This is a genomic window from Herbaspirillum sp. 1130 (assembly GCF_017833835.1).
Classification (GTDB): Bacteria; Pseudomonadota; Gammaproteobacteria; order Burkholderiales; family Burkholderiaceae_D; genus Herbaspirillum; species Herbaspirillum huttiense.
The window spans coordinates 154,067-169,207 of sequence record NZ_JAFICQ010000003.1 but is presented as its reverse complement, the minus strand read 5'-3'; the positions used below and the strand labels follow the sequence as shown (position 1 = coordinate 169,207).

14 protein-coding genes are annotated in these 15,141 nt (G+C 63.3%); 8 read left to right on the top strand and 6 right to left on the bottom strand.

The features are described from left to right. Nucleotides 1-116 precede the first annotated feature (116 nt). Both JOD78_RS14420 and JOD78_RS14415 read left to right on the top strand, forming a co-directional pair. Nucleotides 117-1,658: an ATP-binding protein gene (locus tag JOD78_RS14420; protein WP_204725093.1), complete on the top strand. Its 1,542-nt coding sequence runs from the start codon at nt 117-119 to the stop codon at nt 1,656-1,658. A gap of 339 nt (nt 1,659-1,997) precedes the next feature. Beyond that, entirely contained in the window at nt 1,998-3,056 is a 1,059-nt protein-coding gene (locus JOD78_RS14415) for a porin (RefSeq protein WP_209568645.1), read from the top strand. Nucleotides 3,057-3,166: 110 nt separating this feature from the next. Here JOD78_RS14415 and JOD78_RS14410 read toward each other — a convergent pair whose 3' ends face one another. Then, a complete protein-coding gene (locus tag JOD78_RS14410) occupies nt 3,167-4,096 on the bottom strand; it encodes a LysR family transcriptional regulator (protein ID WP_121038076.1) in 930 nt (309 codons plus the stop codon). A 337-nt stretch (nt 4,097-4,433) separates the two neighbouring features. On the opposite strand from JOD78_RS14410, the gene JOD78_RS14405 reads away from it, so the two are divergent. The 4 genes from JOD78_RS14405 (at nt 4,434) to JOD78_RS14390 (ending at nt 8,474) form a co-directional block, all read left to right on the top strand. Next, entirely contained in the window at nt 4,434-5,600 is a 1,167-nt protein-coding gene (locus tag JOD78_RS14405) for an amidase (protein ID WP_209568646.1), read from the top strand. A gap of 66 nt (nt 5,601-5,666) precedes the next feature. Continuing rightward, a complete protein-coding gene (locus JOD78_RS14400) occupies nt 5,667-6,953 on the top strand; it encodes an aromatic ring-hydroxylating dioxygenase subunit alpha (protein WP_088757094.1) in 1,287 nt (428 codons plus the stop codon). Nucleotides 6,954-6,958: 5 nt separating this feature from the next. Beyond that, entirely contained in the window at nt 6,959-7,459 is a 501-nt protein-coding gene (locus tag JOD78_RS14395) for an aromatic-ring-hydroxylating dioxygenase subunit beta (RefSeq protein ID WP_209568648.1), read from the top strand. Nucleotides 7,460-7,505: 46 nt separating this feature from the next. Continuing rightward, complete coding sequence (locus JOD78_RS14390) at nt 7,506-8,474, top strand: PDR/VanB family oxidoreductase (protein ID WP_121038071.1); 969 nt, start codon at nt 7,506-7,508, stop codon at nt 8,472-8,474. A gap of 227 nt (nt 8,475-8,701) precedes the next feature. On the opposite strand, the gene hpaC is transcribed toward JOD78_RS14390, so the two are convergent. Further along, entirely contained in the window at nt 8,702-9,259 is a 558-nt protein-coding gene (hpaC, locus tag JOD78_RS14385) for a 4-hydroxyphenylacetate 3-monooxygenase, reductase component (protein WP_121038068.1), read from the bottom strand. 316 nt (nt 9,260-9,575) lie between these two features. Between hpaC and JOD78_RS14380 the strand changes: the two genes are divergently transcribed. Next, nucleotides 9,576-10,208 carry a response regulator gene (locus JOD78_RS14380; RefSeq protein ID WP_034337633.1) on the top strand — a complete coding sequence of 211 codons (633 nt, stop codon included), beginning with the start codon at nt 9,576-9,578 and terminating at the stop codon, nt 10,206-10,208. 94 nt (nt 10,209-10,302) lie between these two features. Here the strand turns inward: JOD78_RS14380 and JOD78_RS14375 are convergent, their stop codons facing one another. Beyond that, on the bottom strand, nt 10,303-11,850 hold the full coding sequence (locus tag JOD78_RS14375; RefSeq protein ID WP_121038065.1) for a methyl-accepting chemotaxis protein: 1,548 nt from the start codon (nt 11,848-11,850) through the stop codon (nt 10,303-10,305). 439 nt (nt 11,851-12,289) lie between these two features. Here JOD78_RS14375 and JOD78_RS14370 point away from each other — a divergent pair, with 439 nt between their 5' ends. Then, the gene (locus JOD78_RS14370; protein WP_209568651.1) at nt 12,290-12,895 is read left to right on the top strand and encodes a nucleotidyltransferase family protein; all 606 of its coding nucleotides are present in this window, start codon (nt 12,290-12,292) and stop codon (nt 12,893-12,895) included. A 50-nt stretch (nt 12,896-12,945) separates the two neighbouring features. On the opposite strand, the gene JOD78_RS14365 is transcribed toward JOD78_RS14370, so the two are convergent. The 3 genes from JOD78_RS14365 to JOD78_RS14355 are packed head-to-tail and all read right to left on the bottom strand — an operon-like array spanning nt 12,946 to nt 14,984. Next, complete coding sequence (locus JOD78_RS14365; protein WP_134134678.1) at nt 12,946-13,731, bottom strand: molybdopterin-dependent oxidoreductase; 786 nt, start codon at nt 13,729-13,731, stop codon at nt 12,946-12,948. Then, nucleotides 13,728-14,342, bottom strand: coding sequence for a cytochrome b/b6 domain-containing protein (locus JOD78_RS14360; protein ID WP_039788807.1), 615 nt, complete (start codon nt 14,340-14,342; stop codon nt 13,728-13,730). The genes JOD78_RS14365 and JOD78_RS14360 overlap by 4 nt, the downstream gene beginning before the upstream one ends. Before the next feature lie 12 nt (nt 14,343-14,354). Further along, nucleotides 14,355-14,984, bottom strand: coding sequence for a DUF5666 domain-containing protein (locus JOD78_RS14355; protein ID WP_134134674.1), 630 nt, complete (start codon nt 14,982-14,984; stop codon nt 14,355-14,357). Nucleotides 14,985-15,141 lie beyond the last annotated feature (157 nt).

Sequence of the window (15,141 nt, the reverse complement as noted above, 5' to 3'; positions counted from 1 at the left end):
AAAGAAATCCCCTAGTGCCATTCCACAAAGCAGCGCCAGTGCTTCCTCCGATGCGTGAACTCATCCATGGAGGAGACACCGTCCTGCAGATCATGAAGCGATGACAGAGACGAGCGATGCCAGAACAAACCGCTGCCCCAGTTTCCCCTGCCCTGCCGGATGACAGCATCCGCTTCGGGCTGGACGATTTCCGCCGCATGATGGAAGCACTGCCCATGTGCATCATCCTGCATGACGCCCAGACCAAGTCCATCCTCTGGGCCAATCCCTCGGCCTGCCAGGTACTGGGATTCACGCTGGAAGAACTGCTGCCGCTCAAAGCCCCGGACATGAGCCGGCAGTCGCACGAATACCGCCGCGAGATCGGCCGCAAGTGGCTGCACGATGCAGTGCTCCACGGCAGCAACATGGTCGAGTGGTGCTACCGCGCCAAGAATGGTGACGAGATTCTCTCGGAGGCGATTGCCACGCTGGTGCCGCTGACCGAGCGCGACGTGATCATGGTGCAGTTCCGCGATATTGCGCGCGAGGAACAGATCCGGCGCGAAATGAAAAAGCTGGAGAGCCGTCTCAAGGAATTCATGCAGGACTCCGACGAAGGCGTGACGGTGCTGCGTTCGGATGGCGGCATCGAGTACCTGAGCGACGCCGGCCGCAAGCTGCTGGGCGTGCGGCCGGGCCAGAACCCGCCGAAGAATTTCGTCGAGCAATGCCTGCCGGAGTCGCGCGATGAATTGCTGGAACTGCTCACGCTGGCGCTGCCGGATGCCATCAGCTTCCCGCTGCGCTACCAGATCCTGCGCAAGGATGGGCTGGTGCGCTGGCATCACGCAGTGTGCCGCTACATCGAGATCGAGAACGACCTCAAGGGCCACCTGCTGCACTTCCACGACATCACCGACCAGGTCGAAGCCGAGGAAGCGCGCCGCCGCGACCAGGCCTCGCTGGAATACCTGGCGCGCCACAATGCCATGGGCGAGATGGCCACCGCCATCGCGCACGAGCTGTCGCAGCCGCTGGCGGCGATCCGCAATTTCCTCGAAGGCTCGGTGTTGCGCATCAAACAGAGCGAGGCCCTGCGCGAACAGGCCGGACAGATCGTGTGGGGGCTGGAGAGTGCCGGACGCCAGGTCGACCATGCCGCCACCATCATCAAGAGCGTGCGCGAATACGTGGTGCGGCTAGAGCAGAGCGAAGGCCTGATCGACCTCAACGCCGTGCTGGAGGAAGTGCGCTGGTTCATCGAGATGAAGGCCGCCGAAGGCAAGGTCCACCTGCACATCGAACCGGGTACGCAGCCGCTGGTGGTGAGCTGCGAGAAGGTGCTGATCGGCCAGGTGATCTTGAATCTCGCCTTCAACGCCATCGAGGAAATGATGGCCTTTCCCGAGGGCGCAAGGCATGTGCGCATCAGCACCGCGCGCAGTGCCGGCAATGCCCTGCTGACCGTTGCCGACGAGGGACGCGGCATCGATGCCGGCCACCGCGAACGGCTTTTCGATGGCTTCTTTTCTTCCAAGGTCAGCGGCAACGGCATCGGATTGGCGCTGTGCAAGAACATCATTGCGCGCCATCGCGGCGATATCTGGGCACAACCCGGAGAAAGCTGCGGCACGCGTTTCTGCTTCACGCTGCCGTTGGTGGAACGCCACAACTAAGGATTCCTTTAGTCCGCGCGGGCGACGCGCCGCCTTGGTGATCGCACGCACTCGCGTGGTGAAGTTCTGCACGATTATCCCGTCATCGCGCCGATTCATGCACCGGATTCGAGAGTCGGCGACTTATCTGTCCGGTGCATGAATCGGGCTTATTCCATCTATCCGCTGCATCAATTTGATCTGGCGCAAATGCGCTTCCTATGATGGCCCCACATGACGACATGTCATGCACGCCACGCAGACCTTCCACATCTACCGGCTGCGTTCGCCGCCCGGCATCGGCCTCACCCGGTGCAGAGCGCGACCATCACACTGCAACACCACAGGGAGCCTTGTCACATGAAGAAGAAACTACTGGCCGCCGCCTTGCTCGCGGCCGGCACGGGGATGGCACATGCACAGAGCAGCGTTTCCATCTATGGCCTGATCGATCTCGGCCTGACCTATTACTCCAACGCCGCCAAGACCGGCGGCGGCGGCGCGTCGCTGCTGCGCATGGACAGCGGCATCGCTCAGGGCAGCCGCATCGGCTTCAAGGGAACGGAAGATCTGGGCGGTGGCCTGAATGCCTTCTTCACCCTGGAAACCGGCTTCGGTGCCGACGACGGCAGCCTGGGACAAGGCGGTCTGTTGTTCGGCCGCCAGTCCTTCGTCGGCCTGGGCAGCAAGGACTGGGGCGCGCTGAGCGTGGGTCGCCAGTACGACTTCATGGCCAACATCGGTGGCCAGTATGCGATGGGCGCACTGTCGCCGGCCGGCTCCTTCGGCTGGGGCCTGCATGCCGATGCCGCGCACGGCACGGCCCTGAACAACCACATCTATGCCGGCGACCGCACCAACAATTCCATCAAGTACAACAGCGCCAAGTTCGGCGGTTTCAGCTTTGGCGCAATGCTCGGGCTCGGTGAAGTGGCCGGCAACAACAATGCCGGCCGCACCGTCAGCGCCACCGCCCAGTACGACAGCGGTGCCTTCAGCGGCGCGCTCGCCTACACCGACATCAAGAGCAGCAGCGGCGCTTCCGCCACCCGCATCTATGGCGGCGGTGCGCGCTACCAGATCGGTGCCTTCACACCGTTCGGCGTGATCACCCAGGTCAAGAACACCGACACCAATGCCAAGGCCACCACCTATGAACTGGGCACGGTCTATGCATTGACACCGCTGTGGGATCTGGCTGCCGCTTACCAGTTCCAGAAGCGCAACCAGGGTGTGGGCAATGCCCAGGCACTGGTGGCGACGGTGGACTACAAGATATCCAAACGTACCGACCTGTACGTGGGCGCCGTCTATGACCGTGACAAGGGCTACAACGCGTATCCGGTCTTCGGTGGCGGCATCCAGTCGTCGACCGGCAACCAGAGCGCGCTGCGCCTGGGCATGCGTCACCGCTTCTGAGTACGGGCTACTTGAGGAGGGAAGGCCGCCGCCGACATCCGGTGGTCTTCCCGCAGGCAGGGAGAACGGCCCGCCGCGTTGGCGGGCCTTCTGCTTTCCGGCGCAATGGATCAGCTGCTGCGGCCGTAGCTCTGCAGCATGTCGATGACGATCTGGCGCAGCCAGGTATTGCCGGCGTCGGCATCGAAGGCCGGATGCCAGTGCAGGGTGATGTCCACCGCCGGCAGCTTGACCGGCAGTTCGTAGGAGAGGAATACGTCCGGGTGCTCGCTGTGGAAGAGCTTGGCGATGCGCGCCGGGACGGTGGCCACCAGATCGGATTTGCCGAGGATGCGCGGCAGCACGGTGAAATGCGGAATCGACAGGCTGATCTTGCGCTGCACGCCGAGATTGCGGAAGGAATTCTCGACCTGGTGATGGCTGCTCTCGGCCGACTCGACCAGCACGTGCGAGAGCGCCAGGAATTCGTCGAGCTGCAGTTGTTCGCGCGCAGGCAGGGCCGGACGCTTGCGCATCATGCAGACATAGGTTTCGCGGAACAGCAGTTCATGACAGGTCACCGCCTTGAGCGCTGGCAAGTTGCCGAAGGCAAAGTCGAGCTGGCCGGTGCGCAGCGCTTCTTCCAGATGTGCGGGAGGCACCTGCTCCACCTGCAGGCGCGTCTGCGGGGCCTGCGCGGTCAGCAGTTCGCACAGCTGCGGCAGGAACATCATCTCGGCCACGTCCGTCATCGAGGCGCGGAAGACGCGCGTACTGGCGGCCGGGTCGAAGCGCTCGGTATAGCGCAGCGCATCCTGCACCGCCTGCAGCGCGCGGTTGATGGGCTTGGACAGTTCCAGCGCGGCGGGCGTGGGCTGCATGCCCTCCTTGGTGCGGATGAAGAGCGGGTCATCGAAGATCTGCCGCAGCCGTCCGAGCGCATAGCTCACGGCGGGCTGCGACAGGTGCAGGCGGTTGCCGGCCAGGGTCAGGCTGCGTTCGTCGGCAATGGCCTGGAAGACCCGCAGCAGGTTCAGGTCCATGTTGTTGAAGGTCGCCATAGCAGTCTCCGGATGGGGGCGCGCGGGGGCCTGGGCCCGATGAGTCACATCAAGGAAAGCGGCGATCACTATCCATGCCGCTTATGTGAAAAATATTTTACATCAATTTGATCTATTTTAAGGCGACTTTTAGAATGCTTCACATCAGCCAAGGAAACCGCCTGCATGCCGCGCCCGACGTGGATTGCCAGCCTGGTCGGCCCCATTTGAACGGATGCGCCATGAGCCCCCAGCCAACTTCTTCATCTCCCCTGCCGACACCGCGCAAGCGCAATGGCCAGGCCGCCCTCGCCGCCCTGCAGCAGCAGGCGCGCATCGCCTGCCTGGGAGCGGCAGGATGAGCAACACTTCAGCACGCACCGTCCCCGGCACCGGCCACGCCCTGCTCTCGCGTTTTCACCTCGGTGGCAGCGGCCCGACAGTGGCCATCAAGGATTGCATCGACATCGCCGGCCAGCCCACTTGCGGCGGCAGCGCCGCCCTGGCCGATGCGCCGCCGGCTGCGGCGCACGCCGACGTGGTTCGCAAGCTGCTCGACGCCGGCTGGCAGCTCACCGCCCGCGCCAACATGCACGAGCTGGCCTACGGCATGACCGGCATCAATGACTGGAACGGCACCGCCGTCAATCCGCAGGACGCAAGCCGCATGACCGGTGGCTCCTCCAGCGGCTCGGCCTCGGCCGTGGGCGCGGGGCTGGTGGATGTGTCCATCGGCAGCGACACCGGCGGCTCGATCCGCCTGCCCGCGGCCTGCTGCGGCGTGATCGGATTCAAACCGACCTTCGGCCGCGTCAGCCGCGCCGGAGCTTATCCGGCCGTGAGCAGCCTGGATTGCGTGGGCCCCTTTGCGCGCAGCATGGATCTCATCATCAGCGCCATGGCCAGCATCGCGCCCGGTTTCGACCGCGCTGCCGCCACCGCTACGGCAGCACAGGCCCGCGTCAAACTGGTAACGGTACAGGCCGATCCCGAGATCGCAGAGGCCGTCACCGCTGCCTTCGCCGCCAGCGGCTGGACGGGCGATGCCTGGACCCCGCAGCACATGCACGCCGCCTTCGAGGCCGGCATGACCCTCATCAATCGCGAAACGCATGACGCCTTCGGCCACCTGCTGGGCCTGGGCAAACTGGGTGCCGACATCGAGAAGCGCCTCTCGGCCGCCGCCGCCACCAGCGATGAAGCGGTGGCCCAGGCCGAAGCCGTGCGTGCCGCCTTCAGCGCCGAAGTCGACGCCGCGCTGGCCGACGCCGATGCGCTGTTGCTGCCGACGCTGCCGTCGCTGCCGCCGACGCTGGAAGCGATCCGCCAGGGTGCCTCGGTGCTGATGCTGTCCTCGCTGGTGCGGCCCTTCAACCTGTCCGGCCATCCGGCCCTGAGCATTCCGGTGCCGATGGCCGGCAGCTCGCTCAAGGCCGGACTGCAACTGGTCGGCCGCAAGGGCGATGACGAACGCATTTGCGCACTGGGCCTGCATCTGGAACAGGCACTCAAGCAACGCCCCTGACACGCACTGCCCCGACAAGCTCGCCCAATCAACACTGACAACGACTGCAAGCCACTGGAGAAAGCCATGAACGCACCGCTACGCTTCCACCCGCGCAAGACCGATTCATCCTATGCCGACCTGGTACAGGATGCGGTGGTGGATCCTTCGCTCTACACCGATCCGGCCATCTTCGAAGCGGAGATGGACAAGATCTTCTACAAGACCTGGATCTGGGTTGCGCATGAAAGCGAAATCAAGAATCCCGGCGATTTCAAGACTGCCCAGATCGGCCGCCAGCCGGTGATCGTGGTGCGCGACAAGACCGGCAAGATCAACGTGCTGGAAAACCGCTGCCGCCATCGTGGCGCCACCGTCTGCGAAAAGCACAAGGGCAATGCCACCGGTTTTACCTGTCCCTACCACAGCTGGTCCTATGGCCTGGACGGCAAGCTGCGCGGCCTGCCCTATCCGGAAGGCTACGAAGACGTCATCGAGAAAGCCGACCTGCCGCTGCAGAGCCTGCGTGCGGAGAGCTACAACGGCATGATCTTCGCCTCCTTCAACCAGGAGATCGAACCGCTGTCGGACTTCCTCGGCCATGCCAAGAAGTGGATCGACCTGTTCATGAAGCAAGGCGCAGGCTTCCCCGTGAAGGTGCAGGGCGAGCACAAGTTCAGCTTCAAGGGCAACTGGAAGATCCAGCTGGAAAACACCACCGACGGCTATCACTTCCCGGTGGTGCACAAGACCTTCCTGTCGTCGGTCGATGAAGAGACTTCCGAGATGCTGTCCTTCATGACCGATGACCAGTCCATCACCCGCTCGCTGGGCAATGGCCACAGCGTCATGATCATGGTGCCGGAACACGTGGACCTGGATGTGGACGACGGCAGCGAACAACTGCAGGAGCGTTTCGCCCACGTCACCGAAGAACTCTCCAAGACCATGCCGCCGGAACAGGTGCGCCGCATCGTGCGTTCGCTGCACGGCGCCGGTTTCAACCTGAACCTGTTCCCCAACGTGGCCATGTCGATGTCCTTCTTCCGGGTGCTGCATCCGGTGTCGGTGGGCGAGACCCAGATCCGCCACGTGGCCCTGGGCATGGACGGCGGACCGGAGATCGCCAACCGCGAACGCCTGCGCATCCACGAACACTTCCAGGGTCCGTTCGGCTTCGGCAGCCCCGATGATGCCGAAGCCTGGGAACGCGTGCAGGCCGGTTCGCACGCCGGCCGCGATGCACCGATCCTGGTCAACCGTGGCCTGAACCGTGAGTGGGTGGATGACAACGGCGACAAGGTGTCGCACTCGACCGATGAAACCGGCATGCGCGAAGCCTATGCCATGTGGAAAAAGATGATGGAGAAATGACCGATATGAACCAACACGACACCCTGCAAGGCATCCCCGCGCCCATGGCGCGGGCCATCGCCTTCATCTGGAAAGAAGCTGAACTTCTGGACAAAAAGGACTATGCCGCCTGGCAAGCCCTGTGGACCGAAGATGGTTACTACGTGGTGCCCATCGATCCCGACACCACCGACTACGCGGCCTCGCTGAACTACGCCTACGACAATGCCCACATGCGCAAGATCCGCATCGAGCGCCTGACGTCGGGCCACGCGATGTCGGCCGTGGATGCGGCAGCGACCGTACGCACCGTGTCGCGCTTCGTGCCGGTGCACCTGTCGGAGGAGCTGGTGGAGATCACCTCGGCCCAGGTCCTGGTGAGCTACAAGCGCCAGCAGCACACGATGTTCGTGGCCAACGTCACGCATCGCCTGCGCTTCACGCCCCAGGGTCCGAAGATCGAGCAGAAGGTGATCCGCCTGATCAACTCCATGGACAGCCTCAACGCCCTGGGCTTCCTGCTCTGAGCTGGCGTACCGCACTTTCGACATTGAACCGACGAGTATTGGCCTCATGAAACTGATCGTAGACACCCTCACCGATGAAACCGGCGACATCCGTTCCTTCCGCCTGGTGCGCGCCGATGGCGCCCCGCTGCCGGCTTACGAGCCGGGGGCCCACATCGACGTCACCGGGCCGACCGGGATCATGCGCCAATACTCGCTGTGCGGTCCGCTGGAAGACCGTTGCGGCTACACCATCGCGGTCAAGCGCGAACCGGCGTCGCGTGGCGGCTCGGCGGCCTTGCATGATGCGGTCAAGCCGGGCATGGAACTGGAAGTGGGCACGCCGCGCAACCTCTTCGCCCTCGATGCCAGCGCACCGGAGCACCTGCTCTTCGGCGCGGGCATCGGCGTGACGCCGCTGCTGGCGATGGCCTATCGCCTGTGGGCCGAACAGAAGCCCTTCACGCTGCATTACTTCGTGCGCGCACGCGAGCATGCGGCCTTTGCCGATCTGCTGGAGAACGCGCCCTTCGCCGCGCAGGTGCGTTTCCACTATGCGGTCATGCCGGCGCAGATGGAGCATTACCTCACGGTGTGCCTCGAAGCCGGCAGCAAGGACGCCCACGTCTATACCTGCGGCCCCGCTCCCTTCATGGATGCGGTGGTCAAGTGTGCAGCAGCCAGCCGCAGCGAGGAGGCAATTCATCTGGAGCACTTTGCTGCACCGGTGGCCCCTGCTGCTCCTGCGCAGGGTGCTGGCGGTGGCGATGGTGCCTTCGAAGTGAAGCTGGCCAGCTCGGGCAAGGTGGTGCAGATTCCGGTGGGCATTCCCATCGTCGACATCCTGGCGCGCGAGGGCATCGTCATCGATACATCCTGCCGCGAGGGCATCTGCGGGACCTGCGTGGTACCGCTGCTGGAGGGCGAGCCGGATCATCGCGACAATTGCCTCTCCAAGAAGGAGAAGGCGGCCAATGACCAGATTTGTACCTGTGTCTCAAGGGCCAGGTCGGGGATGCTGGTGCTGGATCTCTGAGCACTGCTTTACCTTCTCTCCATTTTCTTTTTTTCAGACAACCGTTCGGACTGAGTAGCCGCGCAGCGGCGTATCGAAGGCGCTCCGTTGTGTGCGCCTTCGATACGCGGCGAAGCCGCTACTCAGTCCGAACGGTTTTTTTTAAGGAAAAAAACACCCCCGGAAAGCATGAATGCCGTTCAGCATTGCGCTGAACGGCATTCATCTTTAACTCCAAGGAAAGAATCTCAGAGCGCCGTACGCTTGACCTTGTGAAACAGCCGATTGAAATAAATGAGGCTGTCCTTCTTCTCATTGACCTCGACCTCGGCCAGCTCCACGAACATCACCGAGTGCGTACCCACTTCCTTGAATTCGCGGATGCGCCCCTGCAGCTTGACCAGCGCATCGGCCAGTACCGGCTGTCCCAGTTCGCCCGGCTCCTCCCAGATATCCCAGCCGAAACGCTCTTCCATAGGAACCTTGGTGGCACCGGAGAAGTGCATGGCCAGCTGTTCCAGTTCATCCGAGAGCACGTTCACGCACAGCCGTCCATTTTTCTTGAACACGTCATGCATGGCACTGCCGCGATTGATGCAGACCAGGATCGTGGGCGGCGTATCGGTCACCGAGCAGACGGCCGAGGCGGTGATGCCGCAGCGGCCGCCTTCACCATCGGTGGTGATGATGGATACCGCCGCCGGCAGGTGCGCCATGGCATTGCGGAATTCCAGTTGCTCGGCAGCAAGGGGGGCGCGCACCACGGGTGCGGATGGCGTTTCTTTTTGAATGGCGGTGGTGCTCATGGGATCTCCCTGTTATGCACGCCGATGAAGCACGGCGTTCGATGAGAGCAGGTTAAGGCATGCCCATGGTGCAGGCAATCCGTGCCACATGCCCGCCCCACAGGGGATTGCGGCAGACGATCTAGGTAAAAATACCTAGACCATCGTCAGGACGGGGGTGTTACAGTGTCGCTGATCCCAAGAATTTCAGGCCTGCTTTTTGCATAAGTCAAAGCATGACGATTTGATTTGTGCCGACCAGTCCATCAAGAAATCGAGAGGGTCGGAAATAGCGCCGGTGCAAGCCGGCTCCATTTTGACGAGACGAGGAGTGCAGATGGAAACCAACCCGCCGGTGGTCTACATCGTCGATGATGACGAAGCCGTTCGGACTTCGCTGGCCTGGCTGCTGAGCTCGGTCAATATCCGGACCGAATGCTTCGATGGCCCCGAGGCCTTCCTGAAGGCCTATGACGCCAACAGCCTGTCCTGCCTGATCCTGGACGTGCGCATGCCTGAAATCAGCGGCTTCCAGCTGCAGGATCGCCTGAAGGAAATCGGGGCCGACATCCCCGTGATCTTCGTCTCGGGCCATGGCGACATTCCCATGTCGGTGCGCGCCCTGCACAATGGCGCGGTCGACTTCCTGGAAAAACCCTACAACTCGCAGCAGATGCTGGAACGCATCCAGATGACGCTCAAGAACGTGGCCGGCAACATGCAGGCCCGCGAGCGCCGCCAGCAGCTCAAGGCCCGCCTGAAGACTCTCACCGCACGCGAACGCGAGATCCTGGAGAAGGTCATCATGGGCCAGTCCAGCAAGCTCATCGCGCGCGACCTCAACATCAGCGTCAAGACGGTGGACGTGCATCGCGCCAGCGTCAAGGACAAGCTGGGCTGCCAGAGCACGGCCACGCTGGTGCGCGACGTGCTGATGGATTTCGGGCCGGAATTTCTCAAGGCGGCCTGATTCTTTCTGATCCTTGCTGATCGTTCCCGAGCCTGCATGAAAAGGGCCGCAGCACGCTGCGGCCCTTTTCGATATCCGCCGTTGTGCGATTGGCCTACGCCGCCTGCAAGGCGAAGAAAGCCACTGCCCGCTTCAATTGCGCCGCCTGGTCTTCCAGCGATTTCGCCGCTGCGGCCGCCTGTTCCACCAGCGCCGCATTCTGCTGGGTCACGCCATCCATCTGGCTCACCGCCTGATTCACCTGATGAATGCCTTCGGCCTGCTCGCGGCTGGCGGTGCTGATGTCGCCCACCAGCGCATGCGCGCCCTGCACGCTGCCGACCACTTCCTGCATGGTCTTGCCGGCGCGCTCCACCAGTTCACTGCCGGCATCGACCTTGGAGACCGAATCATCGATGAGCTGCTTGATCTCCTTGGCGGCCGAGGCCGAGCGCTGCGCCAGGGCGCGCACTTCCGAAGCCACCACCGCGAAACCGCGCCCCTGCTCGCCCGCACGCGCCGCTTCCACAGCTGCATTGAGCGCGAGGATGTTGGTCTGGAACGCGATGCCATCGATCACGCCGATGATGTCGACGATCTTGCGCGAGGAGCTGTTGATGTTGCCCATGGTGTCGATGAGCTCCTGCATCACCTGCCCGCCCTGCCCCGCAATGGAAGCCGCCGACTTGACCAGGTCATTGGCCTGATGCGCGTTCTCGGAATTGGTGCGCACGCTGGACGTGAGCTGCTCGATGGAGGCGGCGGTTTCTTCCAGCGCACCGGCCTGCTCTTCGGTACGGGCCGAGAGGTCGAGGTTGCCATTGGCGATTTCACCCGAAGCCACGGCAATGTTGTCGGCCCCCAGGCGCACGGTGGAGACCACGCCATGCAGGCGCTCGCTCATGCCTTGCAGCGAGGCCACCAGCTGGCCCAGTTCATCCTGGCCCATGGGCTGGGCGCGCGAGGTCAGGTCACCGGCGGCCACACGCTGCGAGATGGCCAGCGCCGCGTGTACCGGCCGAGTGATGCTGCGCGTGAGCAGCAGGGCGAAGGCGATGCCGCAGGCCAGGATCACGGCTTCCAGTGCAAAGATCTGCCACTGGCTGCTGGCCGCATCCTGCTGGATGTCGGCGGAGATTTCATCGATGCGGGCGCGTTCGAAATCCAGCAAGGACCGCATCGCGCCCTGGGTGTTGTTGGCGATGCCGACGTATTGCTGCTGGTAGAGCTGATCCACCTTGGCCGCATCGCCCTCCTTCTTGGCCGCGTAGATCTGGTCGCGGATGGCGAGGAACTGCTTGCGCGCCGCGTTGATGGCCGCGAACAGCTTCTTCTCTTCCTCACTGGTGAGCAGCTGCTCCACGTCCTTCAGGGTCTGTGCGGATTCCTTGCTGGAAGCCGCAGCCTCCTTGGCGAGGAAGGCTTCCAGTTCTGGATCGCGGCTCTTGACCACGGTGGTGGTGCGCTGGATCGCGATCAGCAGCAGCGTGTTCCATTGCGACACCAGCCGTTCGGTCTTCAGCGGCACGTCCATCATCTGCTGGGTCTGCTGCGCGACCGTCTTGAGCCGCCAGATGCCGACGGCGGCGACCACCATGGAAAACACCAGCACCACGGCAAAACCCGCCCCCAGGCGCGAGCCGATACGTATGTTCTTGATCATTGCTTCTTTCCATCCCAACCATGTTGTGTATGGCGCCCCGTAGACGGACTTTCCCCGACCGTCCGGCTTGCCCCCTGATGCCCCAGCTACCCCAGCAAGACCGATGCCAGCGATTGCCAAATGGCAAGGCCGCCTTGCATGCGCTCGATTCTAGGAGCCCGCTGCCATCGCGACCATATCAAAATGCAGAAACGTGGTATGCCAATTCGGCAACGCAAGCCCGCAAACCCTTGCCGGACAAGGATAGCCTCAAACTGGCCGGGTGGAAACATTATGCAATTTAAAACATTAGGATCTGTGGTCCTCATGCGATGGCGCGCGGCGTGGACCGGACGTTGTTGGTACGTCAACCATAGTCCGGCTCATCCTTGGCCACGCAGCGGACCAAACTTGGGCACAATGGCCGCTTGCCTTCGCGTTTCGGGATACCTGCTGCACCATGTCCACACTCTCCCCACCCATCGCCCTGCTGCTGGCCGCCGGCCGGGGTAGCCGCTTCGGCGCGCACGAAGAAAAACTCCTGCAGCCCTTCGTCCATCACGATGGCCGCCCCGGCATCGTGGCCACAGCTACGGCGGCAGCCTTGCTGGAAGTGATGCCGGTGCTGGCCGTGGTGCATGGAGAAGGACCGCTGGCCGATGCGCTGCGTGCGCTGGGCTGCACGGTCTGCCTGACCGGCCAGGATGGGCCGCGCGAGATGAGCGCCTCCTTGCGATGCGGTCTGCAGCAGAGCGCTGATGCGTCGGCATGGCTGGTGGCGCTGGCCGACATGCCGCGCGTGCAGCCGGACACCGTGCGGCGCTTGCGCGATGCGCTGGCGGCGGGGGCGTCGATGGTGGTGCCGGTGATGCAGGGGCGGCGCGGCAATCCGGCCGGTTTTGCGCAGTCGCACCTGCCGGCCTTGCTGTCACTGCAGGGAGATCGCGGTGCGCGGGTTTTGCTGGAGAGCCCGGCGCTGGTAGAGATTGCGGTGGAGGATGCAGGGATTTTTTCGGATGTCGATACGCCGGAAGATCTGCAACGACTCCGGCAGAACCGGGGCTGATCTGCCGCCCGGTTTCCGCCATCCGGACTCCGTCTTGGGGAATCCGCGCTTCAGATCCCGCTGAACCAGTTGTAGCCCTGGTCTTCCCAATAGCCGCCCGGGTTCTGGTTGCTCACGAAGATGGCCACCACATGCTTGGGATTCTTGAAGCCCAGCTTGGTCGGCACACGTACCTTCAAGGGATAGCCGTATTGCGTGGGCAGCGCCTCCTTGCCGAAGTCCAGCGCCAGGATGGTCTGCGGATGCAGCGCCGTGGGCATGTCCAGGCTGGAGTAATAGCGGTCCGCACATTTGAAGCCCACGTATTTCGCCGTGAGATCCGCGCCGACCGCCTGCAGGAACAAGCTCAGCGGTACGCCCGACCATTGGCCGATGGCGCTCCATCCTTCGATGCAGATGTGGCGCGTGATCTGCGCCGCCTGCGGCAGTGCGCGCAGGCGCTCCAGATTCCAGCTGCGCTTGTCGCTGACCAGGCCCGAGACTTCCAGCTTCCAGCCGCTGCCATCGATGTCTGGCGCGTTGAACTCGTCATAGAAGGCGTTGAAGGGAAACGGATTGGTGATCTGGCTGGCCGCATAGGTCGGAGCCAGTTTCTGGCTGCGGAACAGCAATGCCTGCACCCGGTCATTCCAGCGCGACATGGCCCACAGGACCTTGTCCACGCTGTCGTTGTCCTGCAGGTCGCAGCCCGACAGCATCGACAGCGCCCCCACCGAGAGCGCCGAGCGCAGCATGAGGCGGCGCTGCACGTTCAACAGCGCCGGGCGATGGTCGGCCAGCAGGATCTTGCCGGTCTTCTCCGCCGGCGGGGTCTTGCGTTCGTCCTTGTCGTTCATGATGCATTGGCCTCGTGATCACGGCCTCCGGTGAACATCGGGATGAGGGTCTTGGGAACGATGGCCACCAGGGCCAGGTGTACCACCACGAAGCCAGCAATACCGGCCATCGCGGCGAAATGCACCTTGCGCGCAAAGTCGAAGCCGCCGAAGAGATCGGCCAGCCAGTCCAGCTGCACCGGCTTCCACAGCGCCAGACCCGACAGCACCACCAGGATGCCCAGCAGAATCACCGCCCAGTACAGCAGCTTCTGCACCGCGTTGTAGACGCCGGGCTGATGCGGCAGGCGAAAGCGCATGGCCTGCACCGCGTCGCTGACCACATCGGCCGCGCGCAGCGGCAGCAGGTGGCGGCGGAAATGGCCGCTGAAGCTGCCATACAGCAGGTAGAACAGGCCATTGGCCACCAGCAGCCACATCGCCGCGAAGTGCCAGGCGATGGCGCCGCCCAGCCAACCGCCCAGAGTCATCCAGGGAGCGAACTTGAAGCCGAAGATGGGCGAGGCGTTGTAGATGCCCCAGCCACTGCTGATCATGCAGGCGATGGCCACGGCATTGAGCCAGTGGGCAATGCGCACGGCCAGCGGATGGAGAACGGGTGAACGGGGCATCGTCGCACCTGCTTACATCGGCGGGGTGATGCCGTTCTTGCCGGCGCTCACGCTGTTGGCGGTCAGGCTGCCATCGGCGTTCTTGCGGGCGCGCACTACCACCTTCACGCCTGCGGCCAAGAGCGAGCGATCACCGGCTTCGATGCTGACCACGGGCACATCATCGGGCACCACGATCTTCTTCTCGCCGCCCTTGTATTTCAGGGTGAGGGTGCGGCCCTGGCTGGCCACCACGTCACCTACGGTGCCATTGGTCATGGTGCTGTTGGGAGCCAGGTCGAAGGGACGATGGCCGTCGCCGGTACCGGCCATGGCGGGCGGGAAGACGTGCACTTCCAGCGCCTTCTGGGAGCCATCCGGCTGCGGGATGCCGGCCGCGCCGATGTAGCTGCCGGGCTTGATGTCGTTGATGTCGGCAATCGAGATGGCGGCCACGCGGGTGTCCTTGTCGAGGGCCACGTTCTGCTCGGCGCCCTTGTTGGTCTTGACCACCAGCCGATCCTTGCCGACCGAGACGATGCTGCCGCGAATGCCGACCTGCGGCGGCGTCTGCGCCATGGCCGATGAAGCGATCAACTGGCTGGCCAGCAGCGCCGGGATCAGCGCGCCACGGAGAAGACGGGGCAGAGTTGTGTTAGTCATGAGATATGGTCCTGAAAGACGATTTTTGAAGGGGGAGCCTGATTCTAGGCAAGCCGGAACGTCATTCGAATGACATTTCAATGACAAAAATGTCATTCTTCTCCTGCCTTGGCAGACCGCGCGCAAGCGCCCATAGCCCGCTCTGCGGAGCGGGCTA